We start from the raw sequence: 19,101 nt of genomic DNA on the forward strand, positions 1-19,101 counted from the left end.
AAAATCTTCAACCTTTTTTAGAAATATATTCATCATGTAATTCCATTAAGCGAGATCTCAGATCTCCACTAAATACAAATTCATTAATTGGCGGATGTCCCCAACGCGGATTACTATGCAAAATAGATTCTATTTTAACAACGATATTTAATGGAATAAATATTGTAGTCATATCTCCACTTCTTAAATGAAATGTTTCATAATCTATGTCGTACCATTTTAACGTTACACAATTACCTTTACCAGATAAATAAGGTTCATTAGCAAAACCTTCATAAGTCCTACCATCATTGATAGTTACTCTGGTCATTTGTCCTAAGCAACTATATTTATGATCTGTCACTTCTTCAATATCAATAAACCTTGAAAAAGATACATCTCCATCAAATTTATATTTAGTGTATATGATCATTATTTTTCCTTATCTTTGGTCAATTTTTCATACATCTTAAACAGATAAGCTACAGCATCACTTTCAGTTGTTCCTTTAACTGGTAAGCCATAAGCTTCCATTACTGCGCGATCATTATCTTGATGTGCCTTAAGTAATTCCTTTGGCATAGTTAACGGATCATATAGATCAGCAAGTGAACTATCTGGATACAATGCACGTGCATCTAAAATAGCTTGCGCTGTTTTTTCAATTTTTGCCTTTTGTTTATCTGTTGGTGTTGGCCATGGGAAATTAGTATATACAAGTTCTTTTGAATATTGATAATCACTTTTCATTCTTCCTGCTACTAATCTCATCCATGCCATATGTACATTAGATTCTAAAATTCCCAAATGATAATTAGTAGCATCAGCTATCATAAGACTACTCCCATTAACAATAATATTAGGATCTATAAATGGAATTGGAATATACCTACGTTTTTCTGATGAAACTTTTGGAAATACCAGCATCTTAGAATTAGGTTGTCTAATTTCACCAAATAAATAAGGTGTATTCGCTAATTTCTGTGTTGCCGTTCTTCCGCTATTCTCTCTGAATTCTTTAGTCTTATTAATGCGATCTACAATAAATTTTGATTTTCTGTATTGTGAAGGATTAGCCCCATTAAGCCATAAACACCATCTATATTTATTTTTGATAATTTCTTGTCCACCAGTATACGGCTTTACAAATTGTAAAAATTGTTCTCCTTCTTTAGCTACTTCTTCTACATCTTTTTTACTTAGAATTAAAAATCCCTTGTCAATCGGCATACTTCCATAATGCATCTCTGGCGCTTTTTCATCAATATTTGATGCACTTTTAGAGATAACTAAATCTTGAGGTAAATAGTCAACAAGATATGGACTGATATGTTTAACCTTAGTAACCTTTCCTTGACTAAATAAGAATTTTTCTTTTCTTTCATTATTATCATTAGAAAAACCAATGATAATGACATGAACATGTGCCTTATCTTTAGCTTCACTGTCCCATGCAAAAGTTCTCCAAGCAAAATTAATGGTTATATTATTTAAATGTTTCCATAAAGGAGCAACTTGTTCACCTTGAGAAATAGAATTAGTTGAGACAAAGGCTACCTGCGTCTTTTGAAGTTTTATATATTCGTTTGCTTTTTTATACCATCCACAAACATAATCTAATACACTGATACTTGTATCTTTAGATCCTACTTTAAATACATCTTTTAGTTCTTGTTTTTGAGCTTTACTTTGTTCTTTCTTCCCAATAAATGGAGGATTCCCCATAATATAATGACAAGCATAATTAGGAATCACATCATTCCAATCCATTGTTAAGGCATTACCTTCATGAATATGCGTATAAGTCTTTAATGGCAGGAAATCCCAGTCAGCATAAAAGATATCTTTGGTTTCTTCAAGCATCTGACTTTCTGCAATCCATAAAGCCGTTTTAGCAACAGACACGGCAAAATCATTAATCTCAATTCCGTAGAATTGTTGAATAGAAACTTTAATAATATCTTTAGCCTGACCAACATCAAGTGAGGGGTTAGGATAGATCAATTTTATTGCTTCATTTTCCAACTTTCTTAATTGTAAATATGTCTCAGTTAAGAAATTACCAGAACCACAAGCAGGATCAAAGAAAGTTAAATTAGCAAGCTTCTCTTGAAATTTTCTAGCCTTTTTCTTTAAAGTTGCTAATTGTTTTGTTTTCTTTATCTCATTCAGTTCATTCTTAAAATCATTCAAAAATAAAGGATCAATTACCTTATGAATATTTTCTACTGAAGTATAGTGCATCCCTCCCTGTCGTCTAGTTTCAGGGTTCAAAGTTGACTCAAATACAGCGCCAAAAATAGTAGGACTGATGTCAGACCAGTCAAACTCATCACTAGCTTTACTTAATAATAAGCTACGCAATTCATCAGTAAACGATGGAATCTCGATATCTTCATTAGAAAACATCCCACCATTAACATAAGGAAATTCCGCCAATTTAGGATCATCATCAGCTAGGTAAGGATCTCTATCTTCTTCTTTGGTATCTAGTACCTTAAACAATTTAATCAAAGCCTGTCTCATTTGCCTTGCATCAAATTGCTCAAGATAATCATGGAACATATTTCTTTTACCAAAAATCCCAGCATCTTCAGCATATAGACAAAATACAATTCTTACACAAAGCTGATTAATGCTCTTTTGTGAATGTTCATTGTTAGGGTCTTTATATTGCTTTAAAAGTTCATCATAGATTTTACCAACTAATTCACCAGCACTTAATGAAACTTGTTTTTCTTTCTCTAAATGCTCGTTACTTTTATCGACTAAAAATTCAAGTTGATAGTAATTCTTTTCTAAATCCTTCAGTTCAATTCTAACTGGTTCAGAGTTAGGATGCTCCATGTCATACACACGGAATTCAATGAAGTTACAAGTAACAATCCAGCGTGGGCGCTCAGAATAAGGTAAATTATTAGCATATCTTTGCGCTTGTTGAAAAGGTGTTAACAACTCTCCGCTAGATTGCCTAATAGGTTTATCTAGATCTTTATTACTACCCTTTTGTTCAATCATCACATGCGTTTGATCAATGTAGCCATCAATAAAACTTTCATGTGATAACTGAACTTTCTTTTCGAATTTAATGAATTGCTCTGGCTCTTCTACTCCCAAAACATCTCGTAAAAGCTGTAGCCAAAATGATTGGCTATCTTGTTTTTCATGCCCTCGGTTTTGCCAATTTTGAATAAATTGTTTAGCGTTTCGTTTTTGTGTTGTAATATCCATAATAAAAATTTCTCACTTAATTTTATGATGATAATTTAGCATTAAATATCTTTTATTCCAGCATTCCGTAAAGCATCAAATATCAAATTATCTGCATTATTTTTCTCTAAGTATTGATATAAAAAACGTGAAAAATTATGTCTAATATTTGAAGCTTGATTTGATAACACATTATCTTCGATCATCAATAATTCTAAGTTAGATAAAGTGTAGCTTTCAAACGAATATATTGAATTTTTTATTTTTTTCTTTAAATCTTTATCAGATATTTTAGCAATCTTATTAAAAGAATATTTAGAATGTAATTTCTCTTTTTCAACATTTTCCTTTACATCAAAGAAAAATGACTTTGATAACTTTGATTTTGCTTCAAGGAACTGTTTAAACATATTATTTTTTTCTAAACTGGCAAGATTAATTACTTGAGGAAAAATATCATTCCAAGTTCTAAGAAAACTTAGTATATCTTCATACCTGTCTAGTTCAACATTTCTTGCCAATTGCTGTGCTTTAACTTCATTAGCCACCTTCAAAGCAAAATCATCAATTAAAGAATCAATTTCCGTAAAAATATTATTTCTAAAATTAGACTGATTAAATTCAGATATGATTTCTTTAGGCGAATGAGGAAGAAGAGACAACGTTTTAGTCGGATATTCTCGTCTTTCAATCTCATGCTTCAATGCAAATAAATATGGTTCGGTCATAAGATATTTAGTCTTTCCTTTACCTGGAGTACCATATAAATTTTCATAGATGTCTCTCATCTCACTTTTCTCAATATCATCAAACTCATCATCTAATGCCGATAAAACTATACTTTGCTCATTTTCTTTAAATAAATAGGGACTGTAAAATAGTTTGTGTAAGGATGAATGATTCCTTAAATTAATTTCTGAAAACATTAGAAAAAGGAGTTCCTTTCTCGTATGATTGGATTGAACAAAAAAACAACATACAGAAAGAAGAACTCCTTCATGAATGATTTTACCAAAAATATGGCTCAAGCACTCCAATAATCAAGACAAAGTTAATGATTTTTTGCGCAAGGAAATTCAAACTGCAGTTAATCAATTGCTTGAAGCTGAATTGACTGCCTTTTTAGGCTATGATCCTTATGCAAAAAGCGGATGGAACTCTGGCAATTCCAGAAACGGCATCTATTATCGCAAGGTTGATACGCAGTTTGGCCAGATCGAAATTCAGGTTCCCAGAGACAGAAACGGCGAATTTCATCAGCACACTCTGCCTGACTACAAGCAGCACTCGGACGTCCTGGAAAGCATGATTATCAAGCTTTATGCCAAAGGCGTCACTACCAGAGAAATAGCCGATCTGATTGAAAAGATGTACGGCAGCCATTACAGTCCGGCTCAGGTATCAAATATTTCCAAGCAAATGATTCCAAAGGTTGAAGCCTATCACAAACGCAAGCTTAGCGACAGGTTCTTTTGCGTTTATCTTGACGCAACGTATCTTCCGCTGTGCCGAGAAACGTTTGAGCGTGAAGCCGTCTATATTGCCATCGGCATCAGGCCCAATGGCCATAAAGAAGTAATCGACTACTGCATAGCACCCAGCGAAAACGTCGAAGTTTGGACTGACTTGCTTCAAAACATGAGATCGCGGGGTTTGAAGCAAGTCGAGCTTTTCTTGTCTGACGGTGTTGTCGGCATGAAAACAGCTCTGGCAAAGACTTATCCCAAAGCACATTTTCAGCGCTGCCTGGTTCATGTCATGCGCAATATTTGCAATAAAGTGCGTGTTGACGATCGTGAGACAATCATGAACGATTTCAAGCAGATTCATAGGCAGCCTAACAAGACAGCCGCTGTACAAACTCTTCATGCATTCTATGACAAATGGAACAAGGCATACAATCATGTCATTAGGAATCTAAAAGACATTGAGCCTGATCTATTGGTCTTTTACAACTATCCCAAACAGATCAGACCCTCAATCTATTCCACCAACATGATTGAATCCTTTAACAATGTCGTTAAACGCAAGGCAAAGCCCAAAGCAGAGTTTCCAAGCGAGCAGTCGCTTGATACTTTCATTGGCATTCAGGCAATAAGCTACAATGATCGCTACTTCAACCGAATCCATAAAGGCTTCGGCCAAGTGCAGGATACATTGGAATCCTACTTTGACTAAGAAAAAATTAAAAAATCAATTTACGAGAAAGATCTATTTACACAAACTATTTGACAGTTTCAATAAATAATCGTATTTAGGGAAAACATGCAATTTTTCAATTTTATTATCAGAGAAAAGATTTCGTGACCAACCTTTGTAAGCATTTTGCTTAAACCATTCTTCATCTGTAGTAGTAGGTTTTCTATTATTTATTTTCAAATACGTTCCTTTTATATCTGATCTAATAATTTTTTGTAATTGTCGTCTTTGTGTAGAAAGATAGTCGTCATTTTTACTGTAAAAAGAATTCCAATGTTTTCGTATTTTTTTTTCTGCTTCCTCGAATGTAAACCATTTATTGGCTTTAACTATATCTTCCAAATGTTTTCTTTCTTTATCAGATAGCTTCATTATAAATACCTTATTTTATTTTCTAACAATGACCATTTAACCTATACATCATTTAACTGCCGTAAACTATAAGAGAATTAAGTTTACGGCAGTTATCTTAATTCAATTATACTAATAAATTGCCTTTAATTAGAAAGGACTTTCATCATGAAAGCAAGAAGATCTAGTGGCTACTCAGAAGAAGTAGCAAGCGTTTATGTATCTGAAGATACAGATGTTGTTTTGTTAAGCACTAAGCTTGAGCCACGAGTAAAGTGGGAAAATCACAAGCCGACAAATGAAATTACAGGTTATCGCATCTTATGTGGTATGCCGGACAATTATTTCTACGTCAAGTTTAATAAGAAGGTTAAACTACCACCTTTCAATTCAAAGATTAAGTTTAAGCACTTACAGGCTTGTGAAGTAGAGAATAACGTTTGGTTTAAAGCAGAGGATATTGAGGAGGCTTAATTATGATTAATCCGACACTCGATGAAATTGCAGCTCACTGTAAGCAGGCCATCAACATGGCTTTAAACAAAGATGGTGAAACATCTTATACATTGTCATTCGATGTTAGAGCAACTGAAAAAGACTTAAAGTTCATATTTTATAGTCCTTCAGCCTTATTGCTTAATCTGGAATTGTACAATCGACTAACGTCGATTATCAGCACGAATGCCTATCCCTATTTTACAGTCTTTCCACAACCATCACCATTATTAGTACCTTGGGAAACAGATAACCTACATAAAGCCCGAGCGTGGGCTTTCCCGTGGAAAAGAGGTATCTCAAAAAGACTTGTTATAAATGATGCTGATTCATTTTTAGATCTAAATGCTAAAAATGGAAATATCTGGTTAATGCAAAATTATTGTGTAAATATTAATTCATTAACATCTGTAGCGATCATGGGATTATCGGGCTCTGGCAAAACCATGCTCACAAAATGGCTCAATAGCAATGCTGCCAGAATGGGAAAAGTAATTACGATTGATCCGAAAGGGTCAAAAGATCTAGTCTGGTGGGCACGTGATAATAATCAAGAAATTATTTATCCATCCCCAGACGTATCAAAGTCTGATTTCTTATCAAAAGTAAACGATAAACTAAGCCAAGTACTGCAGTTAGTATATCAAAGGCAGAGTGAGTATCTTCAATCTCATGCTAATGTCAACAAGAAATTTCTACCTGTTGTTGTCACTATTGATGAACTTAGCGCTCTTACAACTGGTGCAAATAAACGAATTGTTGATTCATTTTTTAGCTTGTTGCAAACAATTACTTTGTTAGCAAGAGAAAGTAATGTTCACTTAGTACTAATCTCACAAGAATTAGATGCAAAAACGATACCTACATCTGTAAGATCTCAATGTAACTTACGTATTTTGATGGGGCTTGTAAATTCCAAGAGCTGTCAATATTTGTTTCCAGATTTTGATGTTTCAAGCATCGTAGTACCTTCTGGTGTAGCAACTGGAATTATTCAAAAAATTAATAGTAATGATGTGCCGGCAATTACCCCATTTCTGGCACCTACAGTTAAAGGATGGTAGACAAGAATGAAATTATTTCTTCCAATTTATGAATTATTAGCAAGTGTGCTCATTTTTTGTGTAGATTGGTTAATTCATCAATTAAATCTGTTCATGCAGTATCAAACTATTGTTTTAATTATAGGTATTGGACTACTAATTTTGGCAGTCAGTTCCGTTTATCTATTGTCTAGAAGACGAGGTTTTGTTAATTACTGCAAGTCGTTGAATGATACTGGCAGATTAAGACGATTCCTACGCCAACAAAACTCGATCAATGATTTTACGTCAAAAACAAAAGTTAATCTTGATCAAAGAATCTATAATTCCGCTCTTTGGTACACATACATTGATTATGCAGAAGACTCAATGAAAGTATGGGTATGTATTCCTAATAACTTTAAAGCTAAAAAAGTATTAGATAGTAATTTAGATAATCTTGCTCAGGAAGTAAGCAGTTATACCGATAAATATATTTGCTCAAGTCATACTCGTAAAGGAAGTTTTTACGTCTATAAAGGTGAGAAAAAATGACGCGCGGTTTGGAGCTAGCGCTTGTCGCAGACAAGAGCGCTAAGGCGAAAAACCGCGCCCATAAAAAATATATATTAATTACAATGTGTAATTATCTCACAAAAGCCATTACGTTGGGGCTAGGAGCTTGTTATCTAGCCCCAATCACTAATGTGTAAATTGTGTAAAAAAAGAAGGAGCATTTAAATGTGAAAAAAATAATACGTGTAAGAAGTTTCATGTATACACAAGATTTAGATCACTTACCGTTTAAACCAGAAGAATTAAAAGACAGATTAGAAAAATCTGGTGCCGAGGAGTGGGCTTATATCTTACATGATAAGGACACTGATAAAGATGATAAGGAAGTACGTCCACATTTTCATGTGATGCTACATTTCAAAGATGCCAAAACTATTTCAAGAGTTGCAAAAGTTTTTGCTGACCAAGAACAATATATTGAAGCATGGCACAGCACTATAAATAATGGCTACAGTTACTTAATTCATGAAACTAATAATGCAAAGAAAAAACATCATTATAGTCCTTCCGAAGTCATAGCATCATTTGATTTTGAAGAAAAAATCAAAGAAATTAGAAAAAATGTTAAAAAGCCTTCTCGAAAAGAAATTGAAAACTTTATTGATAACTATTCTAATGAAAAGCTGACTAAAGAAGAATTACAAGAAAAAATTGGTGTTCTTGAAATGGCAAAACATAAAATCCTATTGGATCATATTGATGATATTTTAGCCTATAAAAAACACCAACAATTTCTCAAAGATTTCAAAGGACAACGCTGCCGAACATACTGGTTATACGGGGTATCTGGCATTGGGAAAACAAAACTAATCAGAGAAATTTTAGAAGAAAGACATCCTAAAGATTTCTTTATTTCCGGAAGTAGTAAAGATCATTTTCAGGAATATAAAGGACAACACTTTATTGTAATTAATGATCTTAGACCTCGCGATTATGAATATGGTCAGTTACTAACTCTACTTGATCCATGGGAAATAGATAAGACTGCCAAGCGACGCTATAAAGATGTTTTTATAAATGTTTGTGCGTATTTTATCAGCACTCCTTACAGTCCTTTAAATTTTTACAACGAATGTCGGATTGATAATAGACTTGTTGATACATTTTCTCAACTTGAAAGACGAGTTATCGCTTTACATCTCACAAAAGATAATCGTGAAAAAATAAAACAGGATCTAATCACTGATGATAAATTATTTGAAGCCATTTGGAAGATAAAATCGCAAAAAAATACTAGTCATGCTAATAGCAACAAAAGCAATGACTAGATTACTTACTACCTAGATTTTATCTCAATATGGATAACTAAACAATCTCAGGAGAATAATATAATGGCTAAATTATTAACTCGCGAAGAAGCTTCAAAATACATTGGCATTGATCCCAAAACTTTTGATAAAGTATTTCGCTCTGATCCTGATTTTAAAAGATTTAAACTAGGAGAACACACAGAACGCTTTACCATTAAAAGTATCGAAGCTTTCATCGATCTTAAAGAAACAAAATTAAAAAAGATTTGAGAAATAGTCGGTTATCTGCTAACTTTATTGCTAGTAAGATAGTCGGCTTTTCTTTTGAAAGGACGATTAAATTTATGGCAAGCATTGAAAAACGTGGCTCTTCATACAGAGCTAGAGTAACTATTTATCAACATGGAAAGCGTGATTACTTAACTAAGAGTTTTAAAACTGAAAAAGAAGCTAAAGTTTGGGGGACTACTCTTGAATTACAAAAAGCTAAAGGTCAAGCAATAGCCCAGCAAAACACTTTATTCAAGGACTTTTATTACTTATTCGTTCAAACAGTAAAAGTGCATGATGTCAGAAAAGCTACTTTTGATAATTATATTAAAGCTGGTAAAGTAATTGATAATCTTTTTCCAACCGCTAAACTTGGCAAACTCGATGATGTGCAAATGCAAAGTATCTTAGATAAATATGGTGAAACACATTCTAAGAAAACAGTAACCGAGTTACTTAAGAAAATTAGAACTGCCCTCCGGTATGCTTATGCTAAGGGATACATTTATAATGATTTTGCTAGTTTACTTAAAGCACACGGAAAAGAATTACCTAAACGCAATAAAGCTTTATCAATGTCTGATCTAACTAAGTTAAAACATTATTTGCTTGAACATACAGATAATGAATTTAACTTAATGGTGTTACTTGAAATTAGTACTGGTTTAAGACGTGGTGAAATTTTAGGTATTAAACCTGAGGATGTACATTACGATGGTCAATATTATTGCGTTGAAGTAAAACGCTCAATTAGCCCTACTACTGATGATACTAAACTAAAAACAAAGCATTCTAGACGTAGTGTTACTATTCCTGAAAATATTTATGACTTACTTAAGACTATTACACCTAAACAATCAGGATATTTATTTGATTGGTTTAGCTTTAAACAATCAGGTATGTTAAAAGAATTGCTCAAAAAAATAGGTATCCCTACAACCACATTTCACGGTTTAAGAGATACCCACGCTTCTTTTTTATTCAGTAATAATATTCCTTTATCCTATGTTAGCAGAAGATTAGGACATGACTCAATCTTAACTACTGAAAAATATTATCTGGAATTAATGCCAGAAAAAAAGCACTCGCAAGATGCGAATGCTTTAAATCTATTGGAATCCCTATAGCATTGTGACCATAGGTGACCAACTGAAGTCTCCAAAACGTTGATATAACAACATTTTTGAACGTAAATATTAACGCTTTGAGAATTGAGAAGCTTTACGGGCTTTCTTCAAACCTGGCTTCTTTCTTTCCTTCATTCTTGGGTCACGGGTTAAAAAACCTGCCTTCTTAAGTGGACCACGGAAGTCTGGGTCAACTTCAAGAAGAGCACGTGCAACACCGAGACGGATAGCTCCAGCTTGGCCTGAGAAACCACCACCGTTAACATTAACGTGGACGTCGTATTGACCGTCAGTTTCAGTTAATGTTAAAGGTTGCTTCAAATCTTTAACCAAGTTAGGGAATGGAATGTATTGATCAACATCTTTACCGTTAACAGTGATCTTACCGTTACCTGGTACTAAACGAACACGCGCAACTGAATCCTTGCGGCGACCAGTACCTGTGTATGCAGCTTGTTGTGCCATTATTTAACCTCCTAGATTAACTTGTTAATATCTAACTTTTCAGGCTTTTGTGCTTCATGCTTGTGATCTTCACCAGCATAAACGTGCATCTTCATGAATTCTTGGTGACCAAGAGTATTCTTTGGAAGCATGCCCTTAACTGAGATTTCAACCATCTTTACTGGGTTATTAGCAAGCAACTCGCCGTATGAAGTAGCTTTTAAGCCACCGCGCCATTCTGAGTGGTGGTAGTAAATCTTGTCAGAAGCCTTTTTACCAGTCAACTTAATCTTTGATGCGTTGATAATAATAACATTATCACCGGTATCAACATTAGGTGTGTATTGAGGCTTGTTCTTACCTCTCAAAATAGTGGCTACAGCTGCAGAAAGACGACCAAGAGATACGTCAGTTGCATCAATAATGTACCACTTACGTTCGATTTCACTAGATTTTGCTAATGGTGTAGTACGCAATTTAAATTCCTCCGTTTATTTGCAGTTTGAAAACAATAAGTTTCCGGGGCCTATCGTGGACAAACATACTATATTAGAGTACGTCCTTTTTTGAAAAAAGTCAATTATAAATGCCAGTCTTAAAGAATTTATTCTTGCATTTTTAGAGAAATAAAAAACGCTGATTGTAAAATCAAATTGAACACTTTAGAAAAATAAAAAGTCCATTTGGACCTGTTTGATAGAATGTTAATAATCACAAAAACATCTATTGGAGGTCACAAATGGACTCTTTACATTCTATTATGCCTAAGCACCAAAAGGGAAAGCATTTATCATTTGAGCAACGGGTTGTTATTCAAACCCGTATTAAAGACGGTTTCTCTCTTAGGGCTATTGCTCGTGAGCTTGATTGCTCTCCTTCTACTATCAGTTATGAGGTTAAACGTGGTACTGTTTTGCTTTATCATGGTAAGCAAAAACGCTATAAGGCACAACAAGGTGATAAAGCTTACCAAATACATCGTAAGAATTGCGGTCGTAAATCAGATTTCTTAAAGAAATCTGACTTTATCAAATACGTTAATAAGCATTTCTGCGAAGATGGCTGGTCTCTTGATGTATGTGCCAATCGCTGCTTAGCTTTAGGAGAATTTTCTCGTGATCAGGTAGTTTGCACTAGAACCTTGTACAACTATGTAGATCAATGCTTAATGGGTATGAGAAATTCTGATTTGCCAGAAAAGTTAAAGCGCAATACTAAAATACATCGCATTCGTAAAAATAAGAAAAAGCTTGGCCGAAGTATTGAAGAACGTCCCAAGGAGATCAATGATCGTAAGGAATTTGGCCACTGGGAATGCGATTTAGTCTTAGGACATAAAACTAAGGATGATCAAGTACTGCTAACTTTGTCTGAACGAATGAGCCGTGAATTTTTAATCTTGCGTATTCCTGATAAGACAGCCGCCAGTGTGATGACTGCTTTTCAGGCTCTGCGCAAACAGTATAGTGAACACTGGAATGACATCTTTAAGACAATTACAACTGATAATGGATCAGAGTTTGCGGATTTATCCAATCTGGAGACAGTTTCAAAAACCCTGGTTTACTATGCTCATCCATATACTTCTTGTGATAAAGGCACTGTTGAAAGACACAATGGCCTTATTCGCAGATTTATTCCCAAAGGTGATTACATCAATAACTATTCTCTTCAAGATATCATTAATATTGAAACCTGGTGCAATTCGCTACCAAGAAAGATCTTGGCATATCATACTCCAGATGAAATCTTTGAGAAAGAATTAGATCATATCTATCAAGCAGTATAAATGTTCAATTTATTATTGCAATTTACGGAGAAATAAAAAATCATATTTCAGTAAAAATACCAAAATATGATAATTCTTTATTTTGCCAGTCTAGCAAGCTTTTTTGTCTTATATGCATAAGCAGCAGTATAAGGACCAGCACCAGTAGCAATACGTAATGCTTTTACCTTCTTGCCTTTAACTTTACGCGTAACAGGAATATAGTAGACTCCGTCTCCTGCTAAACTAACCCAATTATTGACATTGAAGCCCTTTTTATAATTGTAGCCAGCATAAATATTCTTAGTTTTCTCAATAAATTGATTACGTTTCTTCTCAGAAGCATTATAAACATGTTTCTCAAAATACTTTTGTGAAGGAACATATAGTTTATCTTTATCAACAGCATGGGCCGTAATTTTAACAGTATAAATCTTTTGGGTTCCCTTGCTATCACGATCAAGATAATACCAATTACCGCGCGTTGCTACAGGCGTGCTATAGGGATGCAAAATTCCGTAGGCAGCTTCTACCTTTTGTGGTTTTAAACCTAATTGAAGAAGTCCTAAGAACACAAAGAATACAACCGAAAATAAGTAAACAAATCTCTTTTTCATTTTACTTACCTCCTAAAAAAGCACTTACACTTATTTTAATTAAATCATTAATCCTTGGTCTTGACGATATTTTTGTGGAATTTCGTCATAAAATACATGATACAAATATAAGCCGCTTGCTTGTGCCGTCTGACGAACTTCTTGTCTATCTTTGGCTAAAATCACTCGTTTTAAATCATGAACTGGTCGACGATCATTGCCTATCTCTAGCAATGCAGCAACCATAATTCGGACCATATTATACAGAAAGCCTGAGCCAATGAAATCGAATATTATTTCATTTTCTTCTTCGTTTTTCCTGATATTGACATAATAAATAGTTCGAACCTTATCTTCTATTTGACCACCACTGGCTGCAAAACTAGTAAAGTCATGTGTCCCAAGTAAATCTTTAGCTGCTTCTTGCATCTTTTTAATATCAAGATGGTATTGAAAATGACCTGTATAAAATCGTTTAAATGGGTTCACAAAATGGTCTAAACTAACGCGATATCGATACCATTTTCCCTTAATTGAATATCTAGCGTGGAAATTTTCGTCCACTATTTGACAATCTGTAAAAACAATATCAGTTGGCATCATTGAATTTAAAGCTAAAATCATTCTGTGGACTGGAATCGTCTTTCCAGGATAGTCGAAGTGAATCACTTGCCCCACAGCATGTACTCCAGCATCTGTTCTACCAGATCCTTGAACAATAACTCGCTTACCCTTAGTCATCTTCTTAAGAGCATCTTCTATTGTTCCTTGGACCGTTCGCTGATCTGGCTGAAGTTGAAAGCCATGAAACAAATGACCATCATACGACATTGTCATTTTATATCTAGTTAACATAATTAGTGATTCCTAAAAATTAATAGTAACAATACTAATGCGATGAAATAGAATAATGAAATTAAATCATATTTTGACCAATTCAAAACTCTATATTTGGTTCGACCACTACTGCCACGATAGCCACGTGATTCCATAGCAGTCGATAAATCAATTGCGGTTTCTAGAGAGTGAATAAACAATGGCACCAATATTGGCGTAATTGCTTTTGCTCTTTTTACTAGACCACCATCATTGAAATCAGCCCCACGTGATCTTTGAGCATTCATTATCTTCAAAGTTTCATCAAACAATGTTGGGACAAAACGAAGAGCAATTGAAATTACTAGCGCAATTTTATCCACTGGCACTTTAAATATTTTTAATGGTTTTAGTAACCACTCCATCGCATCGGCGATTTCAAGTGGCATCGTAGTAACCGTCATGACCGTTGAGATCAAAATGATCAAAGTGAATCTAATAAAAGTATAGGCCGCATTAACCAACCCGTAACTAGAGATAGTAAAAATCCACCATTGCCAGTATGTTTTCCCACCGGTCATAAAGAATAATTGCAATAAAGACGTGAAAAAGATTAACCCAATTAACGGTTTAACCCCATCCCAGAACACTCTTACTTTTAACCTTGTTGCGAAAACCGCTGCTAAACAAAATACTGTGATAATAGCGTAAGTTATGGGATTATTTGCCAAAAAAATCACGAAAATAAATAGTATTGTAATCAATAATTTACCACGTGGATCCATTTTATAGACAAGAGAATTTCCCGGGATATATCGCCCAACAATTATTTTACTCATCAAACTCTCCCTTCAAATTCTCCTTGATTCCATCTACAAGTTGATCAAGCGTTAACGGATTCTGTGCAAAATTATAATTTGCTAATTCTGAAGCAAAACGACTAGGGGTTGGTTCCATTAGATAATGCTTTTCCAGCCAATTTTTATCTTTGAAAATATTCTCCGGTTTATCGTGTTTAATTAGCTGTCCATGTTCCATCACTAATACATCATCTGCAAATTCAGCAACATCATCCATATTATGCGTAACTAAAATTACAGTATGGCCAGCCTTTTGATAGTTCAAAAACAACTTCATCATTTCTTTACGAGACCGTGGATCAAGACCAGCAGCAGGCTCATCCAAGCACAGTACTTGAGGTTCATTTACCATTACCCCGGCAATAGCTACTCGTCTCATTTGCCCGCCTGAAAGCTCAAACGGAGATTTAGTTGCTATCTCTTCAGGCAGTCCTACTTTGCTCAGCCATTCAAAGGCTTTGGTTTTTGCTTCTTTTTCTGTCGCACCAAAATTCTTAGGTCCAAATTCAATATCTTCTAACACAGTATTCTCAAATAATTGTGCTTCAGGAAATTGAAAAACTAGACTAACTCGTTTACGCAATTCTTTTAAATTTTTATTACTTGTTTGAGGAGTGATATGATATCCGGCAATATCTATTGAACCTTTGCTTGGCTTCAGCAACGCATTAAAATGCTGCATAAGCGTAGATTTACCACTACCAGTATGTCCAATCAAAGCAATGAATTTATTGTCAGCTAATTCGAAAGAAACGTTATCTAGCCCCCTTTTTTTCATTGTTGTTCCTGGAGAATAAATATAATCTACTTTTTCGAATTTAATTGACATAAGTACTGTTTCAACTCATCTTTCGTTTGTACATCTTTTGGTATTGTAATGCCTAATTGATTTAATTTATATATCAATTTATCTACAAAAGGAATATCTAATCCAATTTGCCGCGGCATTTCTGTTTGACTGAAAATTTCTGTTGGCGATGCTTGTGCCAATATTTTCCCTTCATTTAGCACAATGACATTATCTGCCATATCAGCTTCATCGATATCATGCGTAATAGAGAGAATGGTTAAATTTTTTTCTGACATTAAGCGTTTAATTATCTTTAATATTTGGTCTCTACCGCTGGGGTCTAGCATTGACGTCGATTCATCCAAGATAATAATCTCTGGTTCAACAGCAAGAATACCTGCAATAGCTACTCTTTGCTTTTGACCACCAGATAAATTGGCAGGTTCAGCATCAATATAATCCAGCATTCCCACATCAGATAATACCTTTTTAACGGTCTGTACCATCTGGTCCCTAGGAACACCACGATTTTCTAATCCAAATGCTACATCGTCACCAACTGTAGCTCCAACAAATTGATTATCCGGATTTTGAAAAACTATACCAACTTTTTCTCTAATGTCCCAAACATTTTCTGAATTTAGATTCATTCCGGAAACAGTAATTACACTGCCAGAGTCCTTATCAGGTAAAAGTAAACCATTAATCAACTTGGAAATTGTGGATTTACCACTCCCATTATGGCCTATTAAAGCTGTCCATGAACCTTTTTTTACTTTAAAATTAATTTTCTTAAGGACAGGTGCTTTAGATTCTGGATATGTAAATGTCACATCTTTAAACTCAATAGCATTGCTAATTGTCATATTTCACTCTCCCTTCCAACTCACTTAATAGTAATTGTAACAGAAAAAAGGGTAAAAAAAATCACCCATGAAGAGGGATGATTTTCATCATCTAAGCTAGACTAAGCTTGCGCCATCATCTTTACGCTTATTCTCACTTTCATGGATAATTCTTAATACGTATTAAGTTTTTGACTATTCTAGACTAATTCAAGAATAACCATTGGAGCAGCGTCACCTTTACGAGGAACTGCTAACTTCAAAATTCTAGTGTAACCACCATTACGGTCTTTGTAACGAGGTGCTACATCGCTGAAAAGCTTTTGCAATGCTGACTTAACAACTACAGTATCCTTTTCTTCGTGGATATCTGCAACTTCGTCACGTACAAATGCTGCAGCCTTTCTTCTTGAAGCTAAATCGCCGCGCTTACCTAAAGTGATCATCTTTTCGGCAGTCTTGCGAACTTCTTTAGCACGAGTTTCAGTAGTAACAATGCGTTCGTTCATGATTAATTGAGTAGTCATTTCTCTTAGCATTGCTTTTCTGTGAGCACTATCGCGACCTAATTTACGGTATGCCATGGGTTTGCCTCCTTTATTGCCTACTTTTAGTCTTCTTGACGAAGTGAAAGACCTAAGTCGGCTAATTTATTCTTAACTTCTTCCAATGATTTACGTCCTAAGTTACGTACACGCATCATATCTGATTCTGTCTTATCAGTTAACTCTTGAAGAGTGTTAATGCCGGCACGTTTCAGGCAGTTGTATGAACGAACAGAAAGGTCAAGCTCTTCAATTGTCATTTCAAGCTTCTTTTCCTTCTTATCGTTTTCCTTTTCCACCATTACTTCGCTGAATTGAGTATTTGCATCAGCTGATTCAAATACCTTGAAGTGTTCAACTAAGATCTTAGCAGCAAAACTAAGGGCGTCATTAGGCTTGATTGAACCGTCAGTCCAAATCTCAAAAGTGAGCTTGTCGAAATCGTCTCTCTTACCAACACGAGTTGATTCAACTTGGTAGTTAACCTTTTTAATTGGTGAGAATAATGAATCAACAGGAATTACTCCGATTGGCATGTCATCACTCTTATTGTCACTTGCAGTTACATATCCTCTACCATTCTTTACGGCGAGTTCCATATGTAAATGCCCACCTTCAGCAATGGTACAAATATATTGATCTGGATTCAAGACTTGAACGTCTGCATCAACTTTAAGATCATCAGCAGTTACTGTGGCAGGACCTTCAACGTCTAATTCAATAACCTTTTGTTCATCTGAAAGAGACTTTAATTCAAGTTTCTTCAAGTTCAGAATAATTTTGGTTACATCTTCTCTGACGCCAGGAACTGTTGAAAACTCGTGTAAAACGCCATCAATTTGCACATAAACAAGTCCAGTACCCGGAATAGAAGTAAGTAAAACTCTTCTTAAAGAATTACCTAAAGTAGTACCAAAGCCTCGCTCAAGTGGTTCAACAACAAACTTACCGTAAGAATCTTCTTGTTCAACAACGGTAATATTTGGTTTTTCAAATTCAATCATTACTGGGCCCCTTTCAAAACGTAACGTCCTATATCATCAAGGACAAAATTAAACACGACGACGTTTTGGTGGTCTGGAACCATTGTGGGGAACTGGCGTAACGTCACGAATTGCAGTAATTTCAAGACCAGTTGCTTGAAGTGATCTAATAGCAGATTCACGACCAGCACCAGGACCTTTAACTGAAACTTCTACATGTTTCATACCTTGGTCCATTGCACTCTTAGCTGCTGCTTCAGCTGCCATTTGAGCTGCAAATGGAGTAGACTTACGACTACCCTTAAAGCCCAATGCACCAGCTGAAGACCAAGCAACTGCATTACCTTGAACGTCAGTAATCATGACTAAAGTATTATTAAACGTTGAGTGAATGTGTGCAACACCGCTTTCAACATGCTTCTTCACACGACGCTTACGTGCTGTTTTCTTTGCAGGCATCAATAAACCTCCTTATAAATAAAATTAACGGTTTCTCTTAGTACCCTTACGAGTACGAGCATTGTTCTTGGTATTTTGGCCACGAACTGGAAGTCCACGGCGGTGACGAATACCACGATAAGAACCAATATCAACTAAGCGCTTAATGTTCATGCTTACTTCACGACGCAAGTCACCTTCAACACGGTACTTGTCAACTTCAGCACGAAGCTTTTCTTGATCTTCTGGAGTTAAATCCTTTGAACGAACGTCTTCAGATACACCAGCATCAGCACAAATCTTCTTAGCAGTTGTGTCACCAATACCGTAAATGTAAGTTAAGGCAACAACAATTCGCTTATCTCTTGGTAAGTCAACACCAGCAATACGAGCCATAAACTACACCTCCTCTTTTTTCTATTAACCTTGACGTTGCTTGTGCTTTGGATTTGCTGGGCAAATTACCATAACACGGCCATGTCTTTTAATAACTTTACAATGTTCACACATTGGTTTAACAGATGGTCTAACCTTCAT

General features: G+C 35.0%; 23 protein-coding genes and 1 pseudogene. 8 read left to right on the plus strand and 16 right to left on the minus strand.

Features of this window, described 5'->3' with window-relative positions:
* Positions 1-7 precede the first annotated feature (7 nt).
* From LA20531_RS04165 to LA20531_RS11350, 3 genes are read right to left on the minus strand one after another with little or no spacing between them, the layout of a single operon-like run.
* Positions 8-412, minus strand: coding sequence for a hypothetical protein (locus tag LA20531_RS04165; RefSeq protein WP_056939986.1), 405 nt, complete (start codon positions 410-412; stop codon positions 8-10).
* A complete protein-coding gene (locus LA20531_RS04170; protein WP_056939987.1) occupies positions 412-3,210 on the minus strand; it encodes a DNA methyltransferase in 2,799 nt (932 codons plus the stop codon). Before LA20531_RS04170 ends, LA20531_RS04165 begins: the two co-directional genes overlap by 1 nt.
* A gap of 41 nt (positions 3,211-3,251) precedes the next feature.
* On the minus strand, positions 3,252-4,115 hold the full coding sequence (locus LA20531_RS11350; protein WP_056939988.1) for a hypothetical protein: 864 nt from the start codon (positions 4,113-4,115) through the stop codon (positions 3,252-3,254).
* A 72-nt stretch (positions 4,116-4,187) separates the two neighbouring features.
* On the opposite strand from LA20531_RS11350, the pseudogene LA20531_RS04180 reads away from it, so the two are divergent.
* Positions 4,188-5,367 (plus strand): annotated as a pseudogene (locus LA20531_RS04180) (IS256 family transposase).
* Between the two features lie 33 nt (positions 5,368-5,400).
* Here the strand turns inward: LA20531_RS04180 and LA20531_RS04185 are convergent.
* Positions 5,401-5,760 (minus strand): hypothetical protein, encoded by a 360-nt coding sequence (locus tag LA20531_RS04185; RefSeq protein WP_056940681.1) that lies wholly within the window; start codon positions 5,758-5,760, stop codon positions 5,401-5,403.
* Positions 5,761-5,907: 147 nt separating this feature from the next.
* On the opposite strand from LA20531_RS04185, the gene LA20531_RS04190 reads away from it, so the two are divergent.
* The 6 genes from LA20531_RS04190 to LA20531_RS04215 all read left to right on the plus strand — a co-directional run bounded on the left by LA20531_RS04190 (position 5,908) and on the right by LA20531_RS04215 (position 10,479).
* Positions 5,908-6,213 carry a hypothetical protein gene (locus tag LA20531_RS04190; RefSeq protein ID WP_056940682.1) on the plus strand — a complete coding sequence of 102 codons (306 nt, stop codon included), beginning with the start codon at positions 5,908-5,910 and terminating at the stop codon, positions 6,211-6,213.
* Between the two features lie 2 nt (positions 6,214-6,215).
* On the plus strand, positions 6,216-7,298 hold the full coding sequence (locus tag LA20531_RS04195; RefSeq protein ID WP_056940683.1) for a type IV secretory system conjugative DNA transfer family protein: 1,083 nt from the start codon (positions 6,216-6,218) through the stop codon (positions 7,296-7,298).
* A gap of 6 nt (positions 7,299-7,304) precedes the next feature.
* Positions 7,305-7,811 (plus strand): hypothetical protein, encoded by a 507-nt coding sequence (locus LA20531_RS04200; protein ID WP_056940684.1) that lies wholly within the window; start codon positions 7,305-7,307, stop codon positions 7,809-7,811.
* 188 nt (positions 7,812-7,999) lie between these two features.
* Positions 8,000-9,100, plus strand: a complete 1,101-nt coding sequence (locus LA20531_RS04205; protein WP_082589055.1) for a Rep family protein — start codon at positions 8,000-8,002, stop codon at positions 9,098-9,100.
* Positions 9,101-9,163: 63 nt separating this feature from the next.
* Positions 9,164-9,352, plus strand: a complete 189-nt coding sequence (locus tag LA20531_RS04210) for a hypothetical protein (RefSeq protein ID WP_005720375.1) — start codon at positions 9,164-9,166, stop codon at positions 9,350-9,352.
* A gap of 74 nt (positions 9,353-9,426) precedes the next feature.
* Positions 9,427-10,479: a site-specific integrase gene (locus LA20531_RS04215; protein ID WP_056940685.1), complete on the plus strand. Its 1,053-nt coding sequence runs from the start codon at positions 9,427-9,429 to the stop codon at positions 10,477-10,479.
* Between the two features lie 69 nt (positions 10,480-10,548).
* On the opposite strand, the gene rpsI is transcribed toward LA20531_RS04215, so the two are convergent.
* Together rpsI and rplM are read right to left on the minus strand one after the other, a co-directional pair.
* A complete protein-coding gene (gene rpsI, locus LA20531_RS04220) occupies positions 10,549-10,944 on the minus strand; it encodes a 30S ribosomal protein S9 (protein WP_025014702.1) in 396 nt (131 codons plus the stop codon).
* Positions 10,945-10,955: 11 nt separating this feature from the next.
* A complete protein-coding gene (gene rplM, locus LA20531_RS04225; protein ID WP_013437152.1) occupies positions 10,956-11,399 on the minus strand; it encodes a 50S ribosomal protein L13 in 444 nt (147 codons plus the stop codon).
* 263 nt (positions 11,400-11,662) lie between these two features.
* Here rplM and LA20531_RS04230 point away from each other — a divergent pair, with 263 nt between their 5' ends.
* Positions 11,663-12,712, plus strand: coding sequence for an IS30 family transposase (locus tag LA20531_RS04230; protein WP_099202218.1), 1,050 nt, complete (start codon positions 11,663-11,665; stop codon positions 12,710-12,712).
* Positions 12,713-12,789: 77 nt separating this feature from the next.
* Here LA20531_RS04230 and LA20531_RS04235 read toward each other — a convergent pair whose 3' ends face one another.
* From LA20531_RS04235 to rpmJ, 10 genes are all read right to left on the minus strand, one after another.
* A complete protein-coding gene (locus LA20531_RS04235) occupies positions 12,790-13,308 on the minus strand; it encodes a hypothetical protein (RefSeq protein WP_056939865.1) in 519 nt (172 codons plus the stop codon).
* Between the two features lie 39 nt (positions 13,309-13,347).
* Entirely contained in the window at positions 13,348-14,142 is a 795-nt protein-coding gene (gene truA, locus LA20531_RS04240) for a tRNA pseudouridine(38-40) synthase TruA (protein WP_025014704.1), read from the minus strand.
* Positions 14,143-14,144: 2 nt separating this feature from the next.
* Positions 14,145-14,942, minus strand: coding sequence for an energy-coupling factor transporter transmembrane component T family protein (locus tag LA20531_RS04245; RefSeq protein ID WP_056939866.1), 798 nt, complete (start codon positions 14,940-14,942; stop codon positions 14,145-14,147).
* Positions 14,935-15,792, minus strand: coding sequence for an energy-coupling factor transporter ATPase (locus LA20531_RS04250; protein WP_056939867.1), 858 nt, complete (start codon positions 15,790-15,792; stop codon positions 14,935-14,937). The genes LA20531_RS04245 and LA20531_RS04250 overlap by 8 nt, the downstream gene beginning before the upstream one ends.
* Positions 15,768-16,619, minus strand: coding sequence for an energy-coupling factor transporter ATPase (locus LA20531_RS04255; protein WP_056939868.1), 852 nt, complete (start codon positions 16,617-16,619; stop codon positions 15,768-15,770). The genes LA20531_RS04250 and LA20531_RS04255 overlap by 25 nt, the downstream gene beginning before the upstream one ends.
* Before the next feature lie 179 nt (positions 16,620-16,798).
* Positions 16,799-17,182, minus strand: a complete 384-nt coding sequence (rplQ, locus tag LA20531_RS04260; RefSeq protein WP_013437146.1) for a 50S ribosomal protein L17 — start codon at positions 17,180-17,182, stop codon at positions 16,799-16,801.
* A gap of 26 nt (positions 17,183-17,208) precedes the next feature.
* Positions 17,209-18,147 (minus strand): DNA-directed RNA polymerase subunit alpha, encoded by a 939-nt coding sequence (locus LA20531_RS04265; RefSeq protein ID WP_022087075.1) that lies wholly within the window; start codon positions 18,145-18,147, stop codon positions 17,209-17,211.
* Between the two features lie 48 nt (positions 18,148-18,195).
* Positions 18,196-18,585 carry a 30S ribosomal protein S11 gene (gene rpsK, locus LA20531_RS04270; RefSeq protein ID WP_003625817.1) on the minus strand — a complete coding sequence of 130 codons (390 nt, stop codon included), beginning with the start codon at positions 18,583-18,585 and terminating at the stop codon, positions 18,196-18,198.
* A gap of 24 nt (positions 18,586-18,609) precedes the next feature.
* A complete protein-coding gene (gene rpsM / locus LA20531_RS04275) occupies positions 18,610-18,960 on the minus strand; it encodes a 30S ribosomal protein S13 (RefSeq protein WP_013437144.1) in 351 nt (116 codons plus the stop codon).
* 24 nt (positions 18,961-18,984) lie between these two features.
* Positions 18,985-19,101, minus strand: a complete 117-nt coding sequence (rpmJ, locus tag LA20531_RS04280) for a 50S ribosomal protein L36 (protein ID WP_002878160.1) — start codon at positions 19,099-19,101, stop codon at positions 18,985-18,987.

The sequence above is a fragment of the Lactobacillus amylovorus DSM 20531 genome (assembly GCF_002706375.1).
In the GTDB taxonomy this organism is placed as follows: Bacteria; Bacillota; Bacilli; order Lactobacillales; family Lactobacillaceae; genus Lactobacillus; species Lactobacillus amylovorus.